At 61.6% G+C, this 18,906-nt stretch carries 15 protein-coding genes and 2 pseudogenes; 12 read left to right on the plus strand and 5 right to left on the minus strand.

What is annotated here, in order from left to right; translation table 11 throughout:
- The first annotated feature begins 44 nt into the window (after positions 1-44).
- The 6 genes from L1075_RS03160 to L1075_RS03185 all read left to right on the plus strand — a co-directional run bounded on the left by L1075_RS03160 (position 45) and on the right by L1075_RS03185 (position 6,810).
- Entirely contained in the window at positions 45-1,295 is a 1,251-nt protein-coding gene (locus L1075_RS03160) for a sarcosine oxidase subunit beta family protein (RefSeq protein ID WP_246939808.1), read from the plus strand.
- Positions 1,296-1,450: 155 nt separating this feature from the next.
- Positions 1,451-1,843 carry a sarcosine oxidase subunit delta gene (locus tag L1075_RS03165; RefSeq protein ID WP_246939811.1) on the plus strand — a complete coding sequence of 131 codons (393 nt, stop codon included), beginning with the start codon at positions 1,451-1,453 and terminating at the stop codon, positions 1,841-1,843.
- Complete coding sequence (locus L1075_RS03170; protein WP_246939813.1) at positions 1,840-4,899, plus strand: sarcosine oxidase subunit alpha family protein; 3,060 nt, start codon at positions 1,840-1,842, stop codon at positions 4,897-4,899. Before L1075_RS03165 ends, L1075_RS03170 begins: the two co-directional genes overlap by 4 nt.
- Complete coding sequence (locus L1075_RS03175) at positions 4,892-5,554, plus strand: sarcosine oxidase subunit gamma (RefSeq protein WP_246939814.1); 663 nt, start codon at positions 4,892-4,894, stop codon at positions 5,552-5,554. The genes L1075_RS03170 and L1075_RS03175 overlap by 8 nt, the downstream gene beginning before the upstream one ends.
- Positions 5,541-6,407, plus strand: coding sequence for a formyltetrahydrofolate deformylase (gene purU, locus L1075_RS03180; RefSeq protein ID WP_246894271.1), 867 nt, complete (start codon positions 5,541-5,543; stop codon positions 6,405-6,407). The genes L1075_RS03175 and purU overlap by 14 nt, the downstream gene beginning before the upstream one ends.
- Positions 6,408-6,561: 154 nt before the next feature.
- Positions 6,562-6,810, plus strand: coding sequence for a hypothetical protein (locus L1075_RS03185; protein WP_246894270.1), 249 nt, complete (start codon positions 6,562-6,564; stop codon positions 6,808-6,810).
- A gap of 165 nt (positions 6,811-6,975) precedes the next feature.
- On the opposite strand, the gene L1075_RS03190 is transcribed toward L1075_RS03185, so the two are convergent.
- Positions 6,976-8,262: an aromatic ring-hydroxylating oxygenase subunit alpha gene (locus L1075_RS03190; protein ID WP_040244325.1), complete on the minus strand. Its 1,287-nt coding sequence runs from the start codon at positions 8,260-8,262 to the stop codon at positions 6,976-6,978.
- Positions 8,263-8,554: 292 nt separating this feature from the next.
- On the opposite strand from L1075_RS03190, the gene L1075_RS03195 reads away from it, so the two are divergent.
- The gene (locus L1075_RS03195; RefSeq protein WP_178997925.1) at positions 8,555-9,661 is read left to right on the plus strand and encodes an FAD-binding oxidoreductase; all 1,107 of its coding nucleotides are present in this window, start codon (positions 8,555-8,557) and stop codon (positions 9,659-9,661) included.
- A 35-nt stretch (positions 9,662-9,696) separates the two neighbouring features.
- On the opposite strand, the gene L1075_RS03200 is transcribed toward L1075_RS03195, so the two are convergent.
- Positions 9,697-10,350 (minus strand): cation efflux transmembrane domain-containing protein, encoded by a 654-nt coding sequence (locus tag L1075_RS03200; RefSeq protein ID WP_246939816.1) that lies wholly within the window; start codon positions 10,348-10,350, stop codon positions 9,697-9,699.
- 166 nt (positions 10,351-10,516) lie between these two features.
- Here L1075_RS03200 and L1075_RS03205 point away from each other — a divergent pair, with 166 nt between their 5' ends.
- The 5 genes and pseudogenes from L1075_RS03205 (at position 10,517) to L1075_RS15710 (ending at position 16,327) form a co-directional block, all read left to right on the plus strand.
- Positions 10,517-12,832: a CehA/McbA family metallohydrolase gene (locus tag L1075_RS03205; RefSeq protein WP_246939818.1), complete on the plus strand. Its 2,316-nt coding sequence runs from the start codon at positions 10,517-10,519 to the stop codon at positions 12,830-12,832.
- A gap of 209 nt (positions 12,833-13,041) precedes the next feature.
- Positions 13,042-13,635: pseudogene (locus L1075_RS03210) on the plus strand (tellurite resistance TerB family protein); the annotation flags it as partial.
- A gap of 41 nt (positions 13,636-13,676) precedes the next feature.
- Entirely contained in the window at positions 13,677-14,066 is a 390-nt protein-coding gene (locus L1075_RS15790) for a helix-turn-helix domain-containing protein (protein ID WP_246894267.1), read from the plus strand.
- 537 nt (positions 14,067-14,603) lie between these two features.
- Positions 14,604-15,917, plus strand: a pseudogene (locus tag L1075_RS03220) (thiamine pyrophosphate-binding protein); the annotation flags it as partial.
- On the plus strand, positions 15,893-16,327 hold the full coding sequence (locus L1075_RS15710) for a thiamine pyrophosphate-dependent enzyme (RefSeq protein WP_246894345.1): 435 nt from the start codon (positions 15,893-15,895) through the stop codon (positions 16,325-16,327). The pseudogene L1075_RS03220 and the gene L1075_RS15710, both read left to right, overlap by 25 nt.
- 183 nt (positions 16,328-16,510) lie before the next feature.
- Here L1075_RS15710 and phnE (L1075_RS03225) read toward each other — a convergent pair whose 3' ends face one another.
- The 3 genes from phnE (L1075_RS03225) to phnC are packed head-to-tail and all read right to left on the minus strand — an operon-like array spanning position 16,511 to position 18,899.
- Entirely contained in the window at positions 16,511-17,314 is an 804-nt protein-coding gene (phnE, locus tag L1075_RS03225; RefSeq protein WP_246894266.1) for a phosphonate ABC transporter, permease protein PhnE, read from the minus strand.
- Complete coding sequence (gene phnE / locus L1075_RS03230; RefSeq protein ID WP_246939820.1) at positions 17,311-18,111, minus strand: phosphonate ABC transporter, permease protein PhnE; 801 nt, start codon at positions 18,109-18,111, stop codon at positions 17,311-17,313. Before phnE (L1075_RS03230) ends, phnE (L1075_RS03225) begins: the two co-directional genes overlap by 4 nt.
- Positions 18,108-18,899: a phosphonate ABC transporter ATP-binding protein gene (phnC, locus tag L1075_RS03235; protein WP_246939822.1), complete on the minus strand. Its 792-nt coding sequence runs from the start codon at positions 18,897-18,899 to the stop codon at positions 18,108-18,110. The genes phnE (L1075_RS03230) and phnC overlap by 4 nt, the downstream gene beginning before the upstream one ends.
- Positions 18,900-18,906: the final 7 nt, after the last annotated feature.

The following is an 18,906-nucleotide window of genomic DNA, read 5'->3' on the forward strand; positions in this document are numbered from 1 at the left end:
CGTCGTGCCAGTTCAGAGCACGGGGGCCGCGGAGGGGAGAGGGTATGCAACGTTATTCAGGCTTCGGGCTCGTCAAGCACGCGTTACGTCACCACGAGGATTGGCAACGCCAATGGCGCAATCCCACGCCCAAGCCGCGCTACGATGTGATTATCGTCGGTGGCGGGGGGCATGGCTTGGCGACCGCTTACTACCTGGCCAAGGAGCACGGCATCACCAATGTCGCGGTGCTCGAGAAAGGCTGGTTGGGCGGTGGCAATACCGCGCGCAACACCACCATCGTGCGTTCCAACTACCTGTGGGATGAGTCGGCGGCGCTCTACGAGCATGCGATGAAGCATTGGGAAGGGCTCTCGCAGGAGCTCAACTACAACGTCATGTTCTCCCAGCGTGGGGTTCTCAACCTGGGCCATACGCTTCAGGACATGCGTGACATTCAGCGCCGGGTCAATGCCAACCGCCTCAACGGTATCGACGGTGAAGTGCTCGACGCCGAAGGCGTTCAATCGCTGGTGCCGATCATGGACTGCTCGAAGCGTGCTCGGTATCCGGTCATGGGCGCTTCCTGGCAACCACGCGCCGGGGTGGCGCGTCACGATGCCGTGGCCTGGGGCTATGCCCGCGCCGCTGACGCGCTGGGCGTCGATCTGCTGCAGAACACCGAAGTCACAGGCTTCAAGATTCGCGATGGGCAGATTCAAGGCGTGCATACCAATCGCGGCGATATCGAGTCCAAGACCGTGGGCTGTGTGACGGCGGGCAATTCCAGCGTGTTGGCCAGCATGGCCGGTCTCAATCTGCCGCTGGAATCGCATCCGCTACAGGCGCTGGTCTCCGAGCCGCTCAAGCCGGTGCTGGACACCGTGGTGATGTCCAATCACGTCCATGGTTATATCAGCCAGTCGGACAAGGGCGATCTGGTCATTGGCGCGGGTATCGACGGCTACAACGGCTACGGCCAGCGGGGCAGCTATCCCACCGTCGAGCACACCTTGCAGGCCATCGTCGAGATGTTCCCGATCTTCTCACGGGTACGCATGAACCGGCAGTGGGGCGGCATCGTCGATACCTGTCCGGATGCCTGCCCGATACTTTCCAAGACGAAGGTCAAGGGGCTCTACTTCAATTGCGGCTGGGGTACGGGCGGCTTCAAGGCGACGCCGGGCTCGGGACACGTCTTCGCTGCCAGTCTGGCCAAGGGCGAGATGCATCCCATCGCCGCGCCGTTTTCCATCGACCGCTTCCACAGCGGGGCGTTGATCGACGAGCACGGCGCCGCTGGCGTCGCGCACTAGGACTCGTCTGAAAAGTCGACGAGCGATTATCAGACAAGGCAAAAATGGGCGAAAAGACGGAGTTTACAGATCGTAAATGAGTACTTTGAGGCTATTTTTAACGCCGTATGATCGAGCGCAGGCACTTTTCAGACAGTGCCTAAGGGAGAACCACCATGTTCCATATCTACTGCCCCTATTGCGAAGAATTGCGTGAAGAAGAGGAGTTCCACCCCAAAGGCCAGGCGCACATCGCTCGTCCCGAGGAGCCCGACGCCTGCAGCGACGAGGAGTGGGGCGATTATCTGTTCTTCCGCGACAACCCGCGCGGCATCCATCACGAGATGTGGCTGCACGCGGTGGGTTGTCGCAAGTTCTTCAATATCACGCGCAATACCGTGAGTTACGAGATCCTCGAAACCTACAAAATGGGCGAGCAGCCGACGGTGGGCGCCGAGCATCTGGCGCGTGAGGAAAAAACCTCGAGCGTGCAGGCTGCCGAGGGCGGCCAGCAGACCGTGGGTGCCAGTGACGCCGCCCTGGCGTCGGTCAAGGGAGCACAGGCATGAGCCAGACAGCATCACAGTCCAACCGCCTGACGCAAGGCGGCCAGGCCGACCGCACGCAGACGTTGACCTTTACCTTCAATGGCCGCTCATATACCGGCCATCCCGGCGATACTCTGGCCTCGGCCTTGCTGGCCAATGGCGTGGACCTGGTCAATCGCAGCTTCAAGTACTCGCGCCCGCGCGGCATCGTCGCTGCCGGTGCGGAAGAACCCAATGCGGTAGTTCAATTGGGCGCGACGGAGGCGACCCAGGTGCCCAACGTGCGCGCTACCCAGCAGGCGCTGTACGACGGTCTCGTCGCGTGCAGCACCAACGGTTGGCCCGACGCGCAGCGCGACATCATGCGCTGGGTCGGCAAGCTGGGAAGTCCGTTCATGCCGCCGGGGTTCTATTACAAGACCTTCATGGCACCGGCCTCGATGTGGATGACCTACGAAAAATACATCCGCAAGACGGCCGGTCTGGGGCACAGCCCGACACAGCCCGACCCGGATATCTACGACCACATGCATCGGCATTGTGATCTGCTCGTCGTCGGCGCTGGCCCTGCAGGCTTGAGCGCGGCGCTGGCGGCGGCACGTGCCGGGGCTCGGGTAATCCTCGCTGACGAACAAGAGACGATGGGTGGCTCGCTGCTCGATACGCGCGAGACGCTGGACGATCAACCCGCCGCTCAATGGCTGAAGACGACATTGGCGGCGCTGGCGAAACACGACAACGTCACCTTGCTGCCGCGTACCACCGCGCATGGTTATCACGATCATCATTTCGTGACGCTTCACGAGCGCCGCACTGAGCACCTGGGCGATAGTGCGCCGTCTCAGGCCGGTCATCGCCAGTCGCGCTCGCGGCTGCACCGGGTACGTGCCGGCCAGGTAATCCTGGCGACCGGCGCACATGAGCGCCCGCTGGTGTATGCCAACAACGATGTCCCCGGCAACCTGCTGGCTGGAGCGGTGTCGACCTACATTCGCCGCTACGGCGTGGTGCCCGGCCAGAAGCTGGTGCTCTCCACCAGCAACGATCACGCTTACCGCGCCGCATTGGATTGGCAGGAGGCTGGGCGCGAGGTGGCGGCCATCGTCGATGCCCGCACCGCGCCGGAGGGCGATCTCGTGGCGCAGGCCAAGGCGGCGGGCATTCGTGTCATCACCGGCAGTGCGGTAATCGAGGCCAAAGGGGCGCAACGCGTCTCGGCGGCACGGGTGGCGGCCATCGACGTGGACGCCTTCACGGTCACCGAAAAAGTCGAGACGCTCGAGTGCGACACCATCGCCAGCTCCGGCGGCTACAGCCCGGTGATTCATCTGGCCTCGCATACCGGCGCGCGTCCGGTATGGAGCGATGACATCATCGGTTTCGTGCCGACCACCGTGGCGGGCGTCACGGCGACGGGCGGTGCCCATGGCGTCTATCCGCTGGGCGAGGTGCTGGCGGACGGCGTCGAGGCCGGCGTCAACGCGGCGACGGCGCTGGGCTTCGACGCCACCGTGAACGACGCGGACCTGCCGCGTGTCGCGTCGCGCCATGAAGGCCCGGCCTGCGCGCTATTCCAGGTGCCGCATGAGAAAACCACGTTGCGTGCGCCCAAGCAGTTCGTCGATCTGCAGAATGACGTCACCGCCGGCGCCATCGAGGTGGCAACGCTCGAAGGGTTCGAATCCATCGAGCACGTCAAGCGCTACACCGCCATGGGCTTCGGTACCGACCAGGGCAAGCTGGGTAATATCAATGGTATGGCGGTCGCCGCACGCTGCCTGGGGCAGAGCATTCCCGAAACCGGCACTACGGTATTCAGGCCCAACTACACGCCAGTGACCTTCGGTGCCGTGGTCGGACGCCACTGCCGCGAGCTCTTCGATCCCAAGCGCTACACGCCGATGCAGGCCTGGCACGTCGCTCAGGGTGCCGAATTCGAAGATGTCGGGCAGTGGAAGCGTCCTTGGTACTATCCTCGCAAACGTACCGACGGCGGGATCGAGAGCATGGCGGAGGCCGTGGCTCGTGAGTGCCGCGCGGTTCGTGAGGGCGTGGGCATTCTCGATGCCTCGACGCTGGGCAAGATCGATATTCAGGGGCCGGATGCCCGCGAGTTCCTGGGTCGCATCTACACCAACAAGTGGCAGAAGTTAGCACCGGGTCGCGTGCGCTACGGACTGATGTGCGGCGACGATGGCATGGTGATGGATGACGGCACCACCAGCTGCCTGGCCGAGAATCACTTCCTCATGACCACCACCACCGGTAACGCCGCGCCGGTGCTGGAATGGCTCGAACTTTGGCACCAGACCGAATGGCCGGAACTCGAGGTGTACTTCAACTCGGTTACCGATCACTGGGCGACGATGACCGTGACCGGCCCCGAGGCGCGCAATCTGCTCACCGAGCTGACCGATATCGATCTCGACCGCGAGGCGTTCAAGTTCATGGACTGGCGCGAGGGGCATGTGGCCGGCGTGCCTGCGCGGATGTTCCGGATCTCTTTCACCGGGGAGCTGGCCTTCGAGATCAATGTCCAGGCGCACTACGCCATGCATGTCTGGGAGGCATTGTTCGCACGCGGCGAGGCCTTCGATCTGACTCCCTACGGCACTGAAACCATGCACGTTCTGCGCGCTGAAAAAGGCTTCATCATCGTCGGCCAGGATACCGATGGGTCGGTGACGCCGGAGGATCTGGGCATGTACTGGGCCATCGGCTACGACAAGCCGTTCCCGTGGGTCGGCAAGCGGGCGCTGACGCGTTCCGATACGCGCCGCGAGGGACGCAAGCATCTCGTAGGTCTCAAACCCAAGGACGCGAGCGTGGTGCTGGAGGAGGGCGCGCCGATCGTCTTCGATCCGAAACACGCCATCCCCATGCCCATGGCTGGCCACGTGACCTCGAGCTATTACAGCCCGACGCTGGAAAGCGGCTTTGCCCTGGCGGTGGTCAAGGGTGGCCATCAGCGCATGGGGGAGAGCGTCTATCTGCCGATGGCCGATGGGCGTGTGCATGAAGCCGAAATCGTCGGTACCCAATTCGTCGACCCGAAGGGAGAGCGCCAGCATGTCTAACTCGATCCATGTCTACGACGCCCGTGCCGATCACGCCACCGTTAACGCCGAGTCGCCGCTGGCGTACTCCTTCCAGAGCAGCGGCATGCCCGCGCCTGGAGAGGAAGGCCGTGCAGTGGTTGGCGAGCGAGCATTTCTGGGGCACCTCATCCTGCGTGGCGGTGCCATCGTCCTCGACGAAGCGCTACGCGAGGTACTCGGTATTGGTCTGCCCGGGCGTCCCAATTCGCTCACCGTCGACGCCGATGGCCAGCGCTCCGTGCAATGGTTATCACCCGACGAGTGGCTGCTGATCGTGCCCGGCGATGAGACTTTCGGCCTCGAGACGCGGCTGCGCGCGCATCTCGGCGGGTCGCATGTCGCCATCGTCGACGTCAGCGCGGGGCAGACGCTGATCGAACTCACCGGGGAAGCGGCGCATGAAGTCCTGATGAAGTCGACGGTCTACGATGTCGACCCGCATGAATTTACGGTGGGCAAGGGCGTGACCACGATCTTCGCCAAGACCAGCGTTATCTTGCGTCGCCCGGACGAGTCGCGTTGGGAACTCATCGTACGGCGCAGTTTCGCCGACTACGTGTATCGCTGGCTGCTGGATGCGGGGGAAGAATATGGCATCGGTGTCGCTCGAGAAAGCCGCCATGAGCCGCAGTAACGATACATGGATCCTCGCCGCGCAGTGCCCTAGCCGCCTGGGCACTGTGGATGTCGTGACCCGCTTCCTGAAAGAACGCGGTTGCTACATCACCGAACAGCAGTCGTTCGATGATCGCTTGGGTGAGCGTTTCTTCATCCGCACCGAGTTTCGGCCGCTGGCCTCCGATTTCGATGCCGAGGCCTTCCAGGCGGACTTCGCGACCCGGGCCTTTGAGTTCGAGATGGATTTCGAACTGACCCCGCCCGAGCGTCGCACGCCGGTGGTGATCATGGTCTCCAAGGCGGATCATTGCCTTCACGATCTATTGTATCGGCATCGCACCGGGCAGTTGCCGCTGGATATTCGCGCGGTGATCTCCAACCACCCCGATCTCGAATCGCTGGTAACCGGACATGGGCTGCCATATCACCATTTTCCGGTGACGCCCGAGACCAAGGCGGCGCAGGAAGCCCGCGTGCTCGAGGTGATCGAAGCCACCGGCGCCGAGCTGGTGATCCTGGCGCGCTACATGCAGGTACTCTCCAGCGAAATGTGCACACGTCTCAGCGGGCGCGCGATCAACATCCATCACTCGCTGTTGCCGGGGTTCAAGGGTGCCAAGCCGTATCACCAGGCTTATGAAAAAGGCGTCAAGCTGGTCGGCGCCACCGCGCACTACATCAACGACGATCTCGACGCAGGTCCTATTATCACCCAAGGGGTTGAACCGGTCAGTCATGCCGATTACCCCGAGGATCTGGTGGCCAAGGGAAGAGACATCGAATGCTTGACCCTAGCGAAGGCGGTATCGCTTCATCTGGAGCGCAGAGTGTTTCTGCATTCCAAGCGCACCGTGGTGTTCAAACGTTGACGATGCGGGAGCGGGCATTTTGCCACCGCTCTCCTAAACTTCGGGTAACGCCTCTGGCGACAGGCGTTCACGACAGTGATCACCCACAATAACGACCATCGCAGCCGCGACCGGTGACACCGGCCGGCGCGCCGTCACTCGAGGAGGGGAAGACATGATGCTCGCGGATCTGATCGACGGCGACGACTTTCGTCAACGCCTACAAGCGCTGGGCGTGCGCATTCCCGATGGTGCTGGCCCCGAAACCTGTGCCCGCATGGCCGCATGCAAGTACAACGAAGTTGGAGTGGAGGGCCTGCCCGAGGCCATCCACGACATGCTGCAGCACAGCGACGAAATGCTGCCGTCGGTACGCCAAGCGATCGACACCCATCTGTTGCCTCGCCTGCGCGCGAACGAATAAGCACAGCCTCCAATATCCAACGCCGCGCCGATATCGGCGCGGCGTTGGTGTGTCATGCGGTGCATTGGTTTTCCACGCGACGCGAGGGCAAGCTCTACCGTTGATCCCGCGCCGGTATCGGCGCGGGATGACACATCATGCCATATCAATACATGACGTTCGGACTCAGCCCCGCACGACCTGCAACGAGGGTGTGTCCGACTCCAGGTACGAGAGCAGGGTTTCGCTGTACCAGTCGACGAAGTCGATTACGCCGAATTCGTAGGTCTCTGAGTAGGGGCCGGGCTGGTAGGCGATGGAGTTGATGCCGCGCTGGTTTTCCTCGGCCAGTTGCCGGTCCTGATCGTTGGTGGCGTCCCATACCTTGCGTAGCCATTGGGGATCGTAATCGACGCCTTCCTGGGCGTCCCGGCGGACGAGCCACTTGGTGGTTACCAGGGTCTGTTGCGGACCCAGCGGCAGCACGCGGAAGACCACGGCATGATCGCCCATGAAATGGTTCCAGGAATTGGGCAGGTGCAAAATGCGCAGCGAGCCCAGATCGGGGCTCGTGAGGCTTCCCATCAGTTTCCCGCAGCCGGGCTTGCCGTCCATGGTCATCGACATGACGCCGTCGATCATCGGCGTGCGGGTCAGACGGTTGCGCTTGCCGAAGTGCTTGAGTGCCCAGGGCACCTGTAGGCGTTCCCAGTGGGCCTGCTGGCGGGCGACAAGGTCGCGGTAGGCGGGCGTAGCGCGCGGGTCGTCGGTGTCGTCGAACTCGATAAGCGAGTTGAGCAGCTCCGGATGGGCGCCGTTGCAGTGATAACACTCGCGGTTGTTCTCGAGGACCAGCTTCCAGTTGGCTTGCTCGACGATGTTCGATTCCGCCGCGACCTTGACGTTATCCATCTCGTAGGGTGCCAGATACTCATCCAATGTCGCCAGGAAGTCGTCGATGGCCGGCGGCTGCTCGGCGAGACTGATGAAGATGAAGCCCCCGGCGCTCTTCACCGCCACTGGCTTGAGGCCGTGGGCGGAAAGGTCGAAGTCCTCGCCCATGTCCTGACCGGCGAACAGCAGGCGGCCGTCGAGTTCGTAGGTCCACTGATGATAGGGACAGACCAGCTTGGCGACCTTGCCTTTCTCCTGAGTGCACAGCCGCGATCCACGGTGCCGGCAGACGTTGTGGAAGGCATGTAGCGTGCCCTGGTCGCCGCGCACCACGATGATGGGGTTGTCGCCGATCTGCGCGGTCAGGTAATTGCCCTTGGCGGGTAGCTCGCAGGTCATGCCGACGAACAGCCACTCATGGGAGAATATTTCCTGCATGTCCAGCGCGAACACGCGCGGGTCATTATAGAAGGGTTGCGGCAGCGAATACGTGCGCCGGCGCTGGCGAAGCATGTCGGCGGTCGCGTCACGCGCGGCGGCCAAGGGATCGTCGAGTGCGGCTGTAGCGATCAGATCCATGAAGGCATCCTCTTCCTCTTCGTGCGCCGTGTCGGGTAACGGGTGGCGCCATGACATTGAGTGAGTGTGTGCGTGAGAGGCGTGATTGACACGGAGTGTGGCGTATTGCCGCTAGTGGGGATTGTCTGCCCGCGACATCGGCCGATGCCGTGACGACGTCAGCTGGAGATTGCCCTCGTCATGGCGGCTGACGCAGGCATGCGCGTGTCGTTGGCAGGCAAGTGGTCGGTGCGGGGCGCGCCCACAATGCGTCTGACAGTCAGATACCGCCGCGCGACCAGGTAGCCATCTCATGAGCTTGAACTTCTTCAATCCCGTCACTACCCAGACCTGGACCAATGGGCGCCATAACGTGCGTTGCGTGAAGATCATCCAGGAGACCTGGGATGTTCGCACCTTTTGCTTCATGGCCGATCAACCGGTGCTGTTTTTCTTCAAGCCTGGGCAATTCGTGACCCTCGAGCTGGAGATCGACGGCGAGCCGATCATGCGCTCTTATACGATTTCCAGCTCGCCCTCGGTGCCCTACAGCTTCTCGATCACGGTCAAGCGGCTTCCCGATGGACGCGTTTCCAACTGGCTACATGACAACCTGCAGGTCGGTAGCGAGCTTGCCGTCCATGGTCCTGTGGGAGACTTCAACGTCATCGACTATCCCGCCGACAAAGTGCTCATGCTCTCCGGTGGAGTCGGCGTCACGCCATTGATGTCGATGACGCGCTGGTTCTTCGACACCAACGCCAACGTCGACCTGCAGTTCGTGCACAGTGCACGCGAGCCACGCGACATCATCTTTCACCGCGAGCTGGAACATATTTTCTCACGGATCCCCGATTTCCGGCTGCATATCGTCTGTGAGCGCGGGGATGAAAACGGTGTGGCCTGGGCGGGATTCCGCGGATACCTGGCGCAGGCGATGCTCGAATTGATGGTGCCGGATTATCTGGAGCGAGAGATCTTCTGTTGCGGCCCCACGCCGTATATGAATGCCGTTAAAAAAGTGCTGAAGAGCAACGGCTTCGATATGAGCCATTATCACGAGGAGTCGTTTGGCGCCACACCCGCCGAGGTGCGCGCCGACGTGCAGGAGCTGGCCGAGCAGGCCGAAGCGGAAATGGAAGCCGTCGACACCGCCGACATGTTGCAGGTCGAATTCAGCTCCAGCGGCAAGAGCATTCGCATTCTGCCCGAGGAGACCGTGCATTCCGCCGCTGCCAAGCTCGGCCTACATATCCCCAAGGCTTGTGGGATGGGCATCTGCGGCACCTGCAAGGTCAAGAAGCTCTCGGGCGACGTCAACATGGAACACAACGGCGGTATTACCGAGGACGACGAAGCGGAAGGCTACATTCTGAGCTGCTGCAGCACGCCCAAGAGCCATGTCGCTATCGAGTTTTAACACCTGACGTTCCTGGGCCCGGCATGGCCGGGCGCTCAGCGCGACTCGGTGGCGGTAGTGCCAAGCCGTTCGGCGTCGCGCGCTTCACGTAGCTCACCACGCGCTTGACGGGCGATCTTCCAGCCGCCGGACAGCGAGAGAAAGGCGAATATCCCGCCGACGATCAAGTCGGGCAGGGCGGTGCCGCTGCCGAAAACACCCAACGCGGCGAGTAGCACCGCGCCGTTGCCGATGACGTCGTTGCGTGTGCAGATCCACACGCTGCGCATGTTGCTGTCGCCCTCGCGATAGCGCATCAACAGCAGCAGCACCGCGAGATTGGCAAGCAGTGCCAAGACCCCCACCGCGCCCATGGTCGGCGCATCTGGGTAGCTACCCGCGAACAGGTTATGCAGTGTCACACCCAGCACCACGACGCCGAACCCGGCTAGAGTCGCAGCTTTAACCAGCGACGCACGAGCGCGCCAGAGCAGGCCCATGCCCAGTACACCGAGGCTGATGGCGTAGTTCGCCGCGTCGCCGAGGAAATCGAGTGAGTCGGCCATCAGCGAGGTGGAATCGGCTTTCATCCCTGCCAGCATCTCGACGCCGAACATCCCCGCGTTGACCACCAGCGCTATCCACAGCACGCGCCGGTAACGCGGCGCCGCGTGTGGCGAAGGGGAAGAAGAACCGCAGCAGCATGCCATGAGAGACCCCGTGGTATTTGTCGACCAATGTATTTCAATTCTACAACCCTGGAGCGCACTCCAGGGCAAGCATCATGCAAATATGACAGTAATTTGAACGTGTAATCAAAATTATGAATAATGGAAAAGGTTTCATTGGATAATAAATCAACATCAGAGGGATCTCATGACACATTCTCGATGGCATCTCGCGCCGCTTGCGGCGCTGACCCTAGGGGCAGCCTCGTTAGCCCAGGCCGATGTCAGCGTTACACGCGGCGCCACCGACATCCCCGATGGCGAGGCCACCCACGCTCAGGACATCACCGTCGCCAATGACAAGCTGGCCTTCGCGTTGGCCGTCGAGTCACGGCCGCCCTGGGGCGTGCCACGCGGCACTCTGGTCGACTTGGCAGCGGTAAAAGGTGGCGAGATCGATCTCGATCGCGTCGCCTTCGCTGACTTCATCCCCAATAACTGGTCTGCCTGGCCCAACGACAGCAAGGACGTCGAAGTCGTCGAGAAGTCGCCCGAGCGTGCGGTGATCCGCGTTAGCCGCAACTTCGGCGAGGCGATGGTCACCACCACTTACACGCTGGACGCCGACAGCGACCGCGTGCATCTGGAAACCGTGTTCGACAATCGGGGTGACGAGCCGCTGGAAGGCATTCGCTCCGGCTTCACGCTGTGGCCGGATACCGGCTATCTGTTTGGCGTACCCGGCCTGGGCGACGCCAAGGAGACCGAGGCCAGCGACGCGCTCACCGACCGCATGGTTGCCTACGATCAGGATTGGGCCTTCGCCCTGCATGCGCCGTATTTCGACCGCATCAACTACGAAGGCCAGGACATGTATCTCGAACACAGCCTGAAAGCCGGCGAGTCGCGCCGCTTCGAAGGCTGGCTGCAGGTCGTGCCGGAAGGCGATCTGGCCCCGGTGGTCGCCAATGAGATCGAACGCAAGAACCTCGATAGCGGCGAGGTTCATGGTCAGCTAAGTGATGGTGACGGCGAGGCGCCCGCCAACGGCCTGGTGATGATCGAGAAGGAAGGCGCGCCTTACGCCTGGACGCTGGCTGACGATGGCGAGTTCTCGATGTCGCTGCCGGTAGGCGAGTACCAGGCTTACGCCACGGCGGAAGGTTTCGCTAACTCCGAGCCGGTCGAATTGAATGTCACCGATGGCAGCGAACGCAAGCTTACCTTCGACGGCATGCGCGGGCCCGGTACGCTATCACTGGATATTCACGGCGCCGAGAGCGACACGCCGCGCGACGCACGCCTGACCATTCTCGACGGTCAGCAGCCGCCGGTAGAATTCCTCGGCAAGCAGACTTTCTTCACCGAGCTGGACCCGGCCGGTCACGCCGAGCTCAAGCTGGCGCCCGGCGATTACCGCCTGGGTGTCAACGCGGGGGCGGGTTTCACGGCTCGCGAGCAGACGCTGGACGTCAGCCTCGAGACCGGAGAAGAGATCGACAAGGCCGTCGAGATCGAGCGTCTCGTCGAACCCAACGACGATCACTGGTACGGCGCCGACCTGCATCATCACGCCAACGTGCTGGAGGGCACCACGCCGCCGGATACGGTGGTGCGTGCCCAGTTGGCCACGGATCTCGATCTGACCTTCATCAGCGATCACGACTCCACCGCCAACCACGACACCTTCCGCAAGCTCTCCGCCGAACGTGGCGTGCCGTTCATTCCCTCCATCGAGATTTCACCCTCGTGGGGCCATATGAACCCGTTTCCCATCGAGATGAACGGTGAGCTCAAGGTCGATCCCGGCACCGATGACGTGCAGGACATCATCGCCGATGCGCGCCGTCTGGGTGCCGAGGTGATTCCCATGAATCACCCGTACAACGCCTATGGTTATCTACAGAACTTGGGCGATGGCAAGGTGCCTGGTGGCTTCACCACCGGCTTCGACTTGCTCGAACTCAATGCCGAGGTGGATAACGAACCGACCTTGAAGGCCGCGCATCGCTTGTGGGATCAAGGCACGCGCCTGTACTTCACGGCGGGCACGGACACTCACGATGCCTGGAACGACCTCACCGGCCGCATTCGTATGATGGGCCACGTGCCCGGCGAGTTGACCCCGCGCGCCTTCGCCCGTGCCCTCAAGGACGGCCACGGATACGCGACCCAAGGGCCGCTGCTGTTCCCCGAGAACCACATGTTCGGCGACAGCCTGCGCCTGGTCGAAGACGCCAAGGGTGAATGGGTCGTGAACGCCACCGCCGTCAACGGCCTCAAGGAAGCGCGCCTGATTGGCGAGAGTGGCGAGGTGATTGCCACGCAATCCCTCGACGGCACCGATGCGATGTTGACCTTCGAGATTCCTGGCGACGCCAACGGCTGGATCGCGCTGGAAGTCGACGATGCCGATGGCGATACCGCCTGGACGAACCCGCTGTGGCTCGAACGTTCCAGCAAGGCCGATTACCTCGGCAGCGGTAGTACCAATGACGGCGGCGCTGACGAGGAAGATGCCTGATCGCGCGATCCGGCCCTCGTCACCATAATCACGATAAATCGCCGCCAAGACCCCTGTTCAAAGGGGCTTCAAGGGAATGCCACGCCTTCGGGCGTGGCTTTTTTATGGGCGGTGGGCAGAAACTGTGTCAGTGTTTCTCCGAAGGCAGCGGCGTTGCGTAACGGGGCGCCTGGGGCAGTGTCGTCAGTGATCACTGGAGGAGCCAGGGAATGAACGCAAACAAGATACTGCAGCAGTTGATGCAACAAGCCAGTGGTAGCCAGAAGGGCAGCGGTGTCGATGTAAAAGGCATGCTGGGTGGCCTCTCGAAACAGCTGGGCGGAAGTTCCTCAGACGGCAAGTCCAGTGGGGGATCTGCGGGCGGCTTCGATATGAAAAGCCTGCTCGGCGGTGGTGCCATGGGCATGCTGGTTGGCTCCAAGCGCGGTCGCAAACTGGGCGGTAAAGCCCTCAAGTACGGCGCGATCGCCGGTGTTGGCGTATTGGCCTGGAAAGCATGGCAAAGTTCTCAAAACAAAAGTTCGGGCAGCGAGCCACAAGACGCTGGCGAGGGCGAACGTGTCGAGGTGCTCGATGGCGAGTACCAGGAGCGGCGTAGTCTGGAACTCTTGCAGGCGATGATCATGGCGGCTCGTGCCGATGGCCACATCGATGAACAAGAACAGGCGATGATCACCGAACAGATCGATGCGTTAGGGGCCGACGACGAGATGCACCGTTGGGTCGAACAACAACTCAATGCGCCGTTGGATGCCAAAGCGTTGGCCCGTGAAGCGGACTCGCCCCAAGCGGCGCGAGAAATGAGCGGGCCGGCGCCGCCGGCATTCTTTCGCGATTGGCCGACGTGGTCGCCGCTAGCATCGTGCGTGGTTGGGTCGAATGCGGCTGCGCCGACATCGGTGGCTGGATCGAGGCGTTGCGCGATCCGCGTCTGGGCAAGGTCATCGCCGCTGTCCACCGCGAGCCCGGCCGCGACTGGACGGTCGCCGCCATGGCGGCGGAGATGGGCAGCTCGCGCTCGGTATTCGCCGAACGCTTCCGCGGCTCGCTGGGCGTGTCACCGCTCGGCTATGTCACCCAGCTTCGCATGCGTCTGGCCACGCAGTGGATCGCCGAGAAGCAATTATCGATCGAGCAGGTCGCCTGGCGCCTGGGCTATGGCTCTCAGGCCGCATTCAGTCGTGCTTTCAAGCGGTCGACCGGGCAGACGCCGGGTGCGGTGCGTGTATCGTGAAGCGATCCACAGCGTCAATGGTAGCTGTCAGGCCTCGGCCGCTTTCTTCACGCCCTGGGCATCCTTCGCCAATTTGCAGCGCACCAAGGCGGCCATCAGCTTGGGGTAATCTTCCCGCGACACCTTGTTGGCGAGCTCCCAGCTCACTGGCAAAAGTTCGACCGTGACGCTGCATCAGCGTCTCGATGATCTGTTTCTGACTGGCCATGCTAGCTCCCGTAAGCGAAGACGGCGTTTCAATGATGACAGAGCTTCAACATGGCACTGCCTGGCCAGCTGTCAAAATGGCACTGCCTGGCCAGCTGTCAAACCCGCAACGAGGTAGCGTCCAAAAAGAAACGCATCGCCTGTCTGCGGCAAGGCAACGACAAGCGGCGCGTCGCTTCTCCGTCGTATCTACACGATGACACCGTCCAGCAACACCACCGGGCTTGGAGATCGACCTTCGTCGGGCCTAGAGTGAGAGCGAGGCGCCACGCATTGGCGTGGCGATCACGTTTACGTGCCTCTCAAGGGCACCGATGCGGAGGGAATCGCATGAGCAGTCACAGTAACGTGGCCGATATCATCGTCGAAACACTGGCAGACGCGGGCGCCAAGCGCTGTTACGGCGTCGTCGGCGACACCATCAATCACTTCACTGACGCTATTCGGCGCAGCGATGCTTTGGAATGGATTCATGTGCGCCATGAGGAAGTCGGTGGTTTTGCCGCGGGCGGCGAGGCCTACATGACCCGCGAACTGGCGCTTTGCGCCGGTACCTGCGGCCCCGGCAGCCTGCATTTCGTCAATGGGCTGTTCGAGGCGCATCGCAGCGGCTCGCCGGTGGTGTTGATTGCCTCACAGGTGGCTACCAAGGACGCTGGCATCGGCTTTCCGCAAGATGTCGATCCCATACCGATCTATTCACAGTACAGCGTGTTCTGCGAGTCGATCGCCAATCCCGATCAGGCGCGGCGGATGGCCGCCTTGGCCGCGCAAGCCGCCCTGAACAAGAACGGCGTTGCGGTGCTGGTCGTGCCTGGCGATATATTCACCCAGAAGCCGAGCCAGGATCTACCGTTTCGCGCGCATCGCTTCGATCCCATCGTGCGGCCCAATGCCGAGGAATTCGTCCCCGCCGTCAAACAGCTCAATAAGGGGGGCAAGATTTCCATCTTCGCCGGATCCGGCTGTGAGCACGCACGCAGCGAAGTCATGGCGTTGGCGGCCAAGCTCAACGCGCCGATCGCCTGGACTTCGCGCGCCAAGGACTTCATCGAACCCGACAACCCCTTCGAGGTCGGCATGACCGGCGTGTTCGGCCTGGCGGGCGGCTATCACGCCGTGGCCGAATGCGACACGCTCCTGCTGCTGGGCTGCAACTTCGCCTGGGAACAGTTCTACCCCGAGAAAGCGACGATCATTCAGGTGGATATCGACCCGCAGCAGATCGGCAAGCGCCATCCAGTAGACATCGGTCTGGTCGGCAGTGTGCGCGATACCTGCCTGGCGCTGGCCAAGATGATCGATGAACAGACCGATACCCGGTGGCTGGATAGTTGCCGCAAGCAGTACCAGAAAGCGCTGACGCATGACGCTCATGACTCCCGCGACGACTCGCTGATCCACCCGCAGGAACTCACCCTGGCGCTCGACGAGCAGGGCGCCGACGACGCCATTTTTACTGCGGATACCGGTAGCCCTATGGTCTGGATGCTGCGTCACATTCACGCCAATGGCCAGCGCCGTACGCTTTCTAGCCTGGTCCATGGCACCATGGCCAACGCCTATCCGCAGGCTATCGGCATTCAGAAAGCGTTTCCCAAACGGCAAGTCATCGCCATGTGTGGCGATGGCGGCCTGACCATGCTGATGGGCGATCTCCTCACCCTCAAGCAGGAGAAGGTGCCGCTCAAGATCGTCGTCTACAACAAAATAGCTCGCTGGGCTTCGTCGAATTGGAACAGAAGGTCGAAGGCCTGCTCGACAGCTATACCGATCTCGAGAATCCCGAATTCGATAAGCTGGCACAGGCCATGGGCATCTGGGGCAGGCGAGTGGAGGAGTCGCACCAGCTCGAACCTGCCATCATCGAATGGCTCGCCCATGAGGGGCCGGCACTGCTCGACGTCAAGGTCAACCGTATGGAACTCGTCATGCCGCCCAAGGTAGCTGCCGGTGAAGTCGCCTCCACCGCGCTCTACTCCACTAAAGCAGTTCTCAACGGTCGTATGGAAGACGTCGTCGACCTCGTTAAAAGCAACTTTTTCAAACGCTAAGCCAGGAAAAAGTTAATGCTTACTTTCGACCGGGCGCTTTCAAGCGCCCGGTTTTCGTAGTGTGGGCAGGCTTCGTCGTGTGTCAGACATAGTGCCCAGCGCCGGTGAGGCGCTATCCCGGCATTCGAGTGGCAGGCTGGGTGACGGATATCGCGACCAATCTGATCTCGTAGCGACATGTCATCAGATGACCTTCTTGCGTAGCCAGGCGGCGACAGCTTCACCGGCGATGACGAGCACGATGATCGCGAGCAACACGGTGGCGACGGTGGGCCAGGCCAAGGTGTCGATGGCGCCCTGGAGAATCACGCCGATACCGCCGGCGCCCACTAGGCCGAGTACGGTGGATTCGCGCAGGTTGATGTCCCAACGCAGGATGCTGACGGCGAAAAAGGTCGGGATTACCTGCGGCACGATGGCATAGAGGATGACCTTGGCGCGTGACGCGCCGGTCGCTTCCAGGGCTTCCACCGGGCGGCGATCGATTTCCTCGATGGCCTCGCCCATCAGTTTGCCGAGAAAGCCCAGCGAACGGAACATGATGGCAATGATCCCTGCCAGCACGCCCGGCCCGAAGATCGCGACAAACAACAGCGCCCAGATCAGCGTATTCACTGAGCGACTGGAAACCAGGATGAAGCGCCCCAGCCACAAGGTGAACCGGTTAGGAGTCGTGTTCTGCGCCGAGATATAGGCGATCGGCAGCGACACGAATACTGCCACGAAGGTTGCCAAGGTGGCGATATTGAGTGTTTCGACCAGTGCCCAGAAAATCGCCCGCCAGTTACTGAATTCCGGTGGCACCATGCGCCGGAATAAGTCACCGATCTGTACCGGCGCATCCCAGACCCAAGGCCAGATGACATCCAGGGTTGCTACCGACCAGGTGACTGCCAGTGCCACCACGATAAGGCCTGCGAAACGTTTCCAACGCTGTTTGGGGGTGTAGCGCGACCAGGCGCGCTCGGCCACGGATGGTTGTGTCACCAGATCGCCCTCCTGATACGTCCACTTATGGCCTCGCTGACTAGAATCACGGCGATGATCACCAGCGTGATGGCCAGTGCGAAGTCATAATCGTAGCGACCGAAGGCATTCATCAAGGTGGAGCCGATACCCCCCGCGCCTACGATACCCACGACGGCTGAAGCACGCAGATTGCTGTCGAGTTGATAGATCGACAGGCCTATCTGACGTGGCATGATTTGCGGCAGCACGGCGAATTGCAGCACCGTGAGATAGCGTGTGCCACTGGCGCGCAGTGCCTCAACCTGCCCCCAGTCGATTTCCTCGATACGCTCGGCAAGCATCTTGGCGACGAAGCCGATCGAGTAAATGGTGAGCGTCAGGATGCCCGCCACCGGGCCGAAGCCGACTGCCTTGACGAACAGAATGGCGACGATCACCGGATGGAAGCTGCGGGTGATGATAATCAGCGCGCGTCCTATCAGGTAGATCGGTTTGATGGCGATGTTGCGTGCCGCCATGAATGCGATCGGCACGCTCAGCGCGAGCCCTAGCAAGGTGGCAAGAATGGCGATCTGGAGACTCTCCAGGAAACCTTTGATCAACAGATCGTGACGCGAGAAATTGGGGGGAAAGGCACCCGAGAATATACGCGCTGCACGTTCCATGCCTTGGCTGACTCGGGTCCAGTCGAACGGGAGGGTAGAGGCTGCCCAACTCAGATAGATGAGCGCGACGACTATCAGCCCCCAGCGTAGCCACGGATTAGCTATAAAGGGCGGCTTTCGCCAAGTGCGGGATGGAGTGGCGTCGTTCATGAGACCACCGCCTTGGATGTGTCCTGTTCGGCCTGTTGCCGGTCTTCCGCCGGTGTGCCGCTGTAAACGGTATCCATCGCGGATTGATCGAGGTCCTCGGGCTTGCCATCGAAAATCAGCCGCCCGAAACGCATCCCGACGATGCGCTGCGTATATTCGCGCGCTTCGGCGACATTGTGAATGTTGATCAGTACCGGCAGTTGCAGCTCTTGTGCGAGTGTCTGCAGCAATTCCATGATTTGACGTGAGCTGACGGGATCGAGCGAGGCGGTGGGTTCGTCGGCGAGCAGAATTTCCGGATTTTGCATCAGGGCGCGAACCACACCAACGCGTTGGCGCTCTCCACCGGAGAGTTCATCGGCGCGCTTGTTGGCGTAATGGGCAATCCCCACGCGTTCCATGAGCGTGTAGGCCCGGTCGATGTCCTCGGTCGAGTATTTGCGTAGCGCGGCGCGCCAGTAGGGGATGTAACCCAGGCGTCCGCACTGCACGTTCTCCATTACGGTCAAACGATCTACCAAGTTGAAGCCTTGGAAGATCATGCCGATGCGTCGCCGTGCCTTGCGGAGTTCATTGCCGTGCAAACGGGTCAACTCGGCACCGTTAAGCTCGATACTGCCAGAGGTTGGCTCGACTAGCCGGTTGATGCAGCGTAGCAAGGTACTCTTGCCGGCCCCTGACGCACCGATGATCGAGACCACCGATTCGTCGGGTACTTCAAGATCCAGCCCCTTCAATACAGGCTCGTCGTGGCCGTAGCGCTTTACGAGCTGTTGGATTCGCAACATATCCATC

This window comes from Chromohalobacter beijerinckii, assembly GCF_023061185.1.
In the GTDB taxonomy this organism is placed as follows: domain Bacteria; phylum Pseudomonadota; class Gammaproteobacteria; order Pseudomonadales; family Halomonadaceae; genus Chromohalobacter; species Chromohalobacter beijerinckii.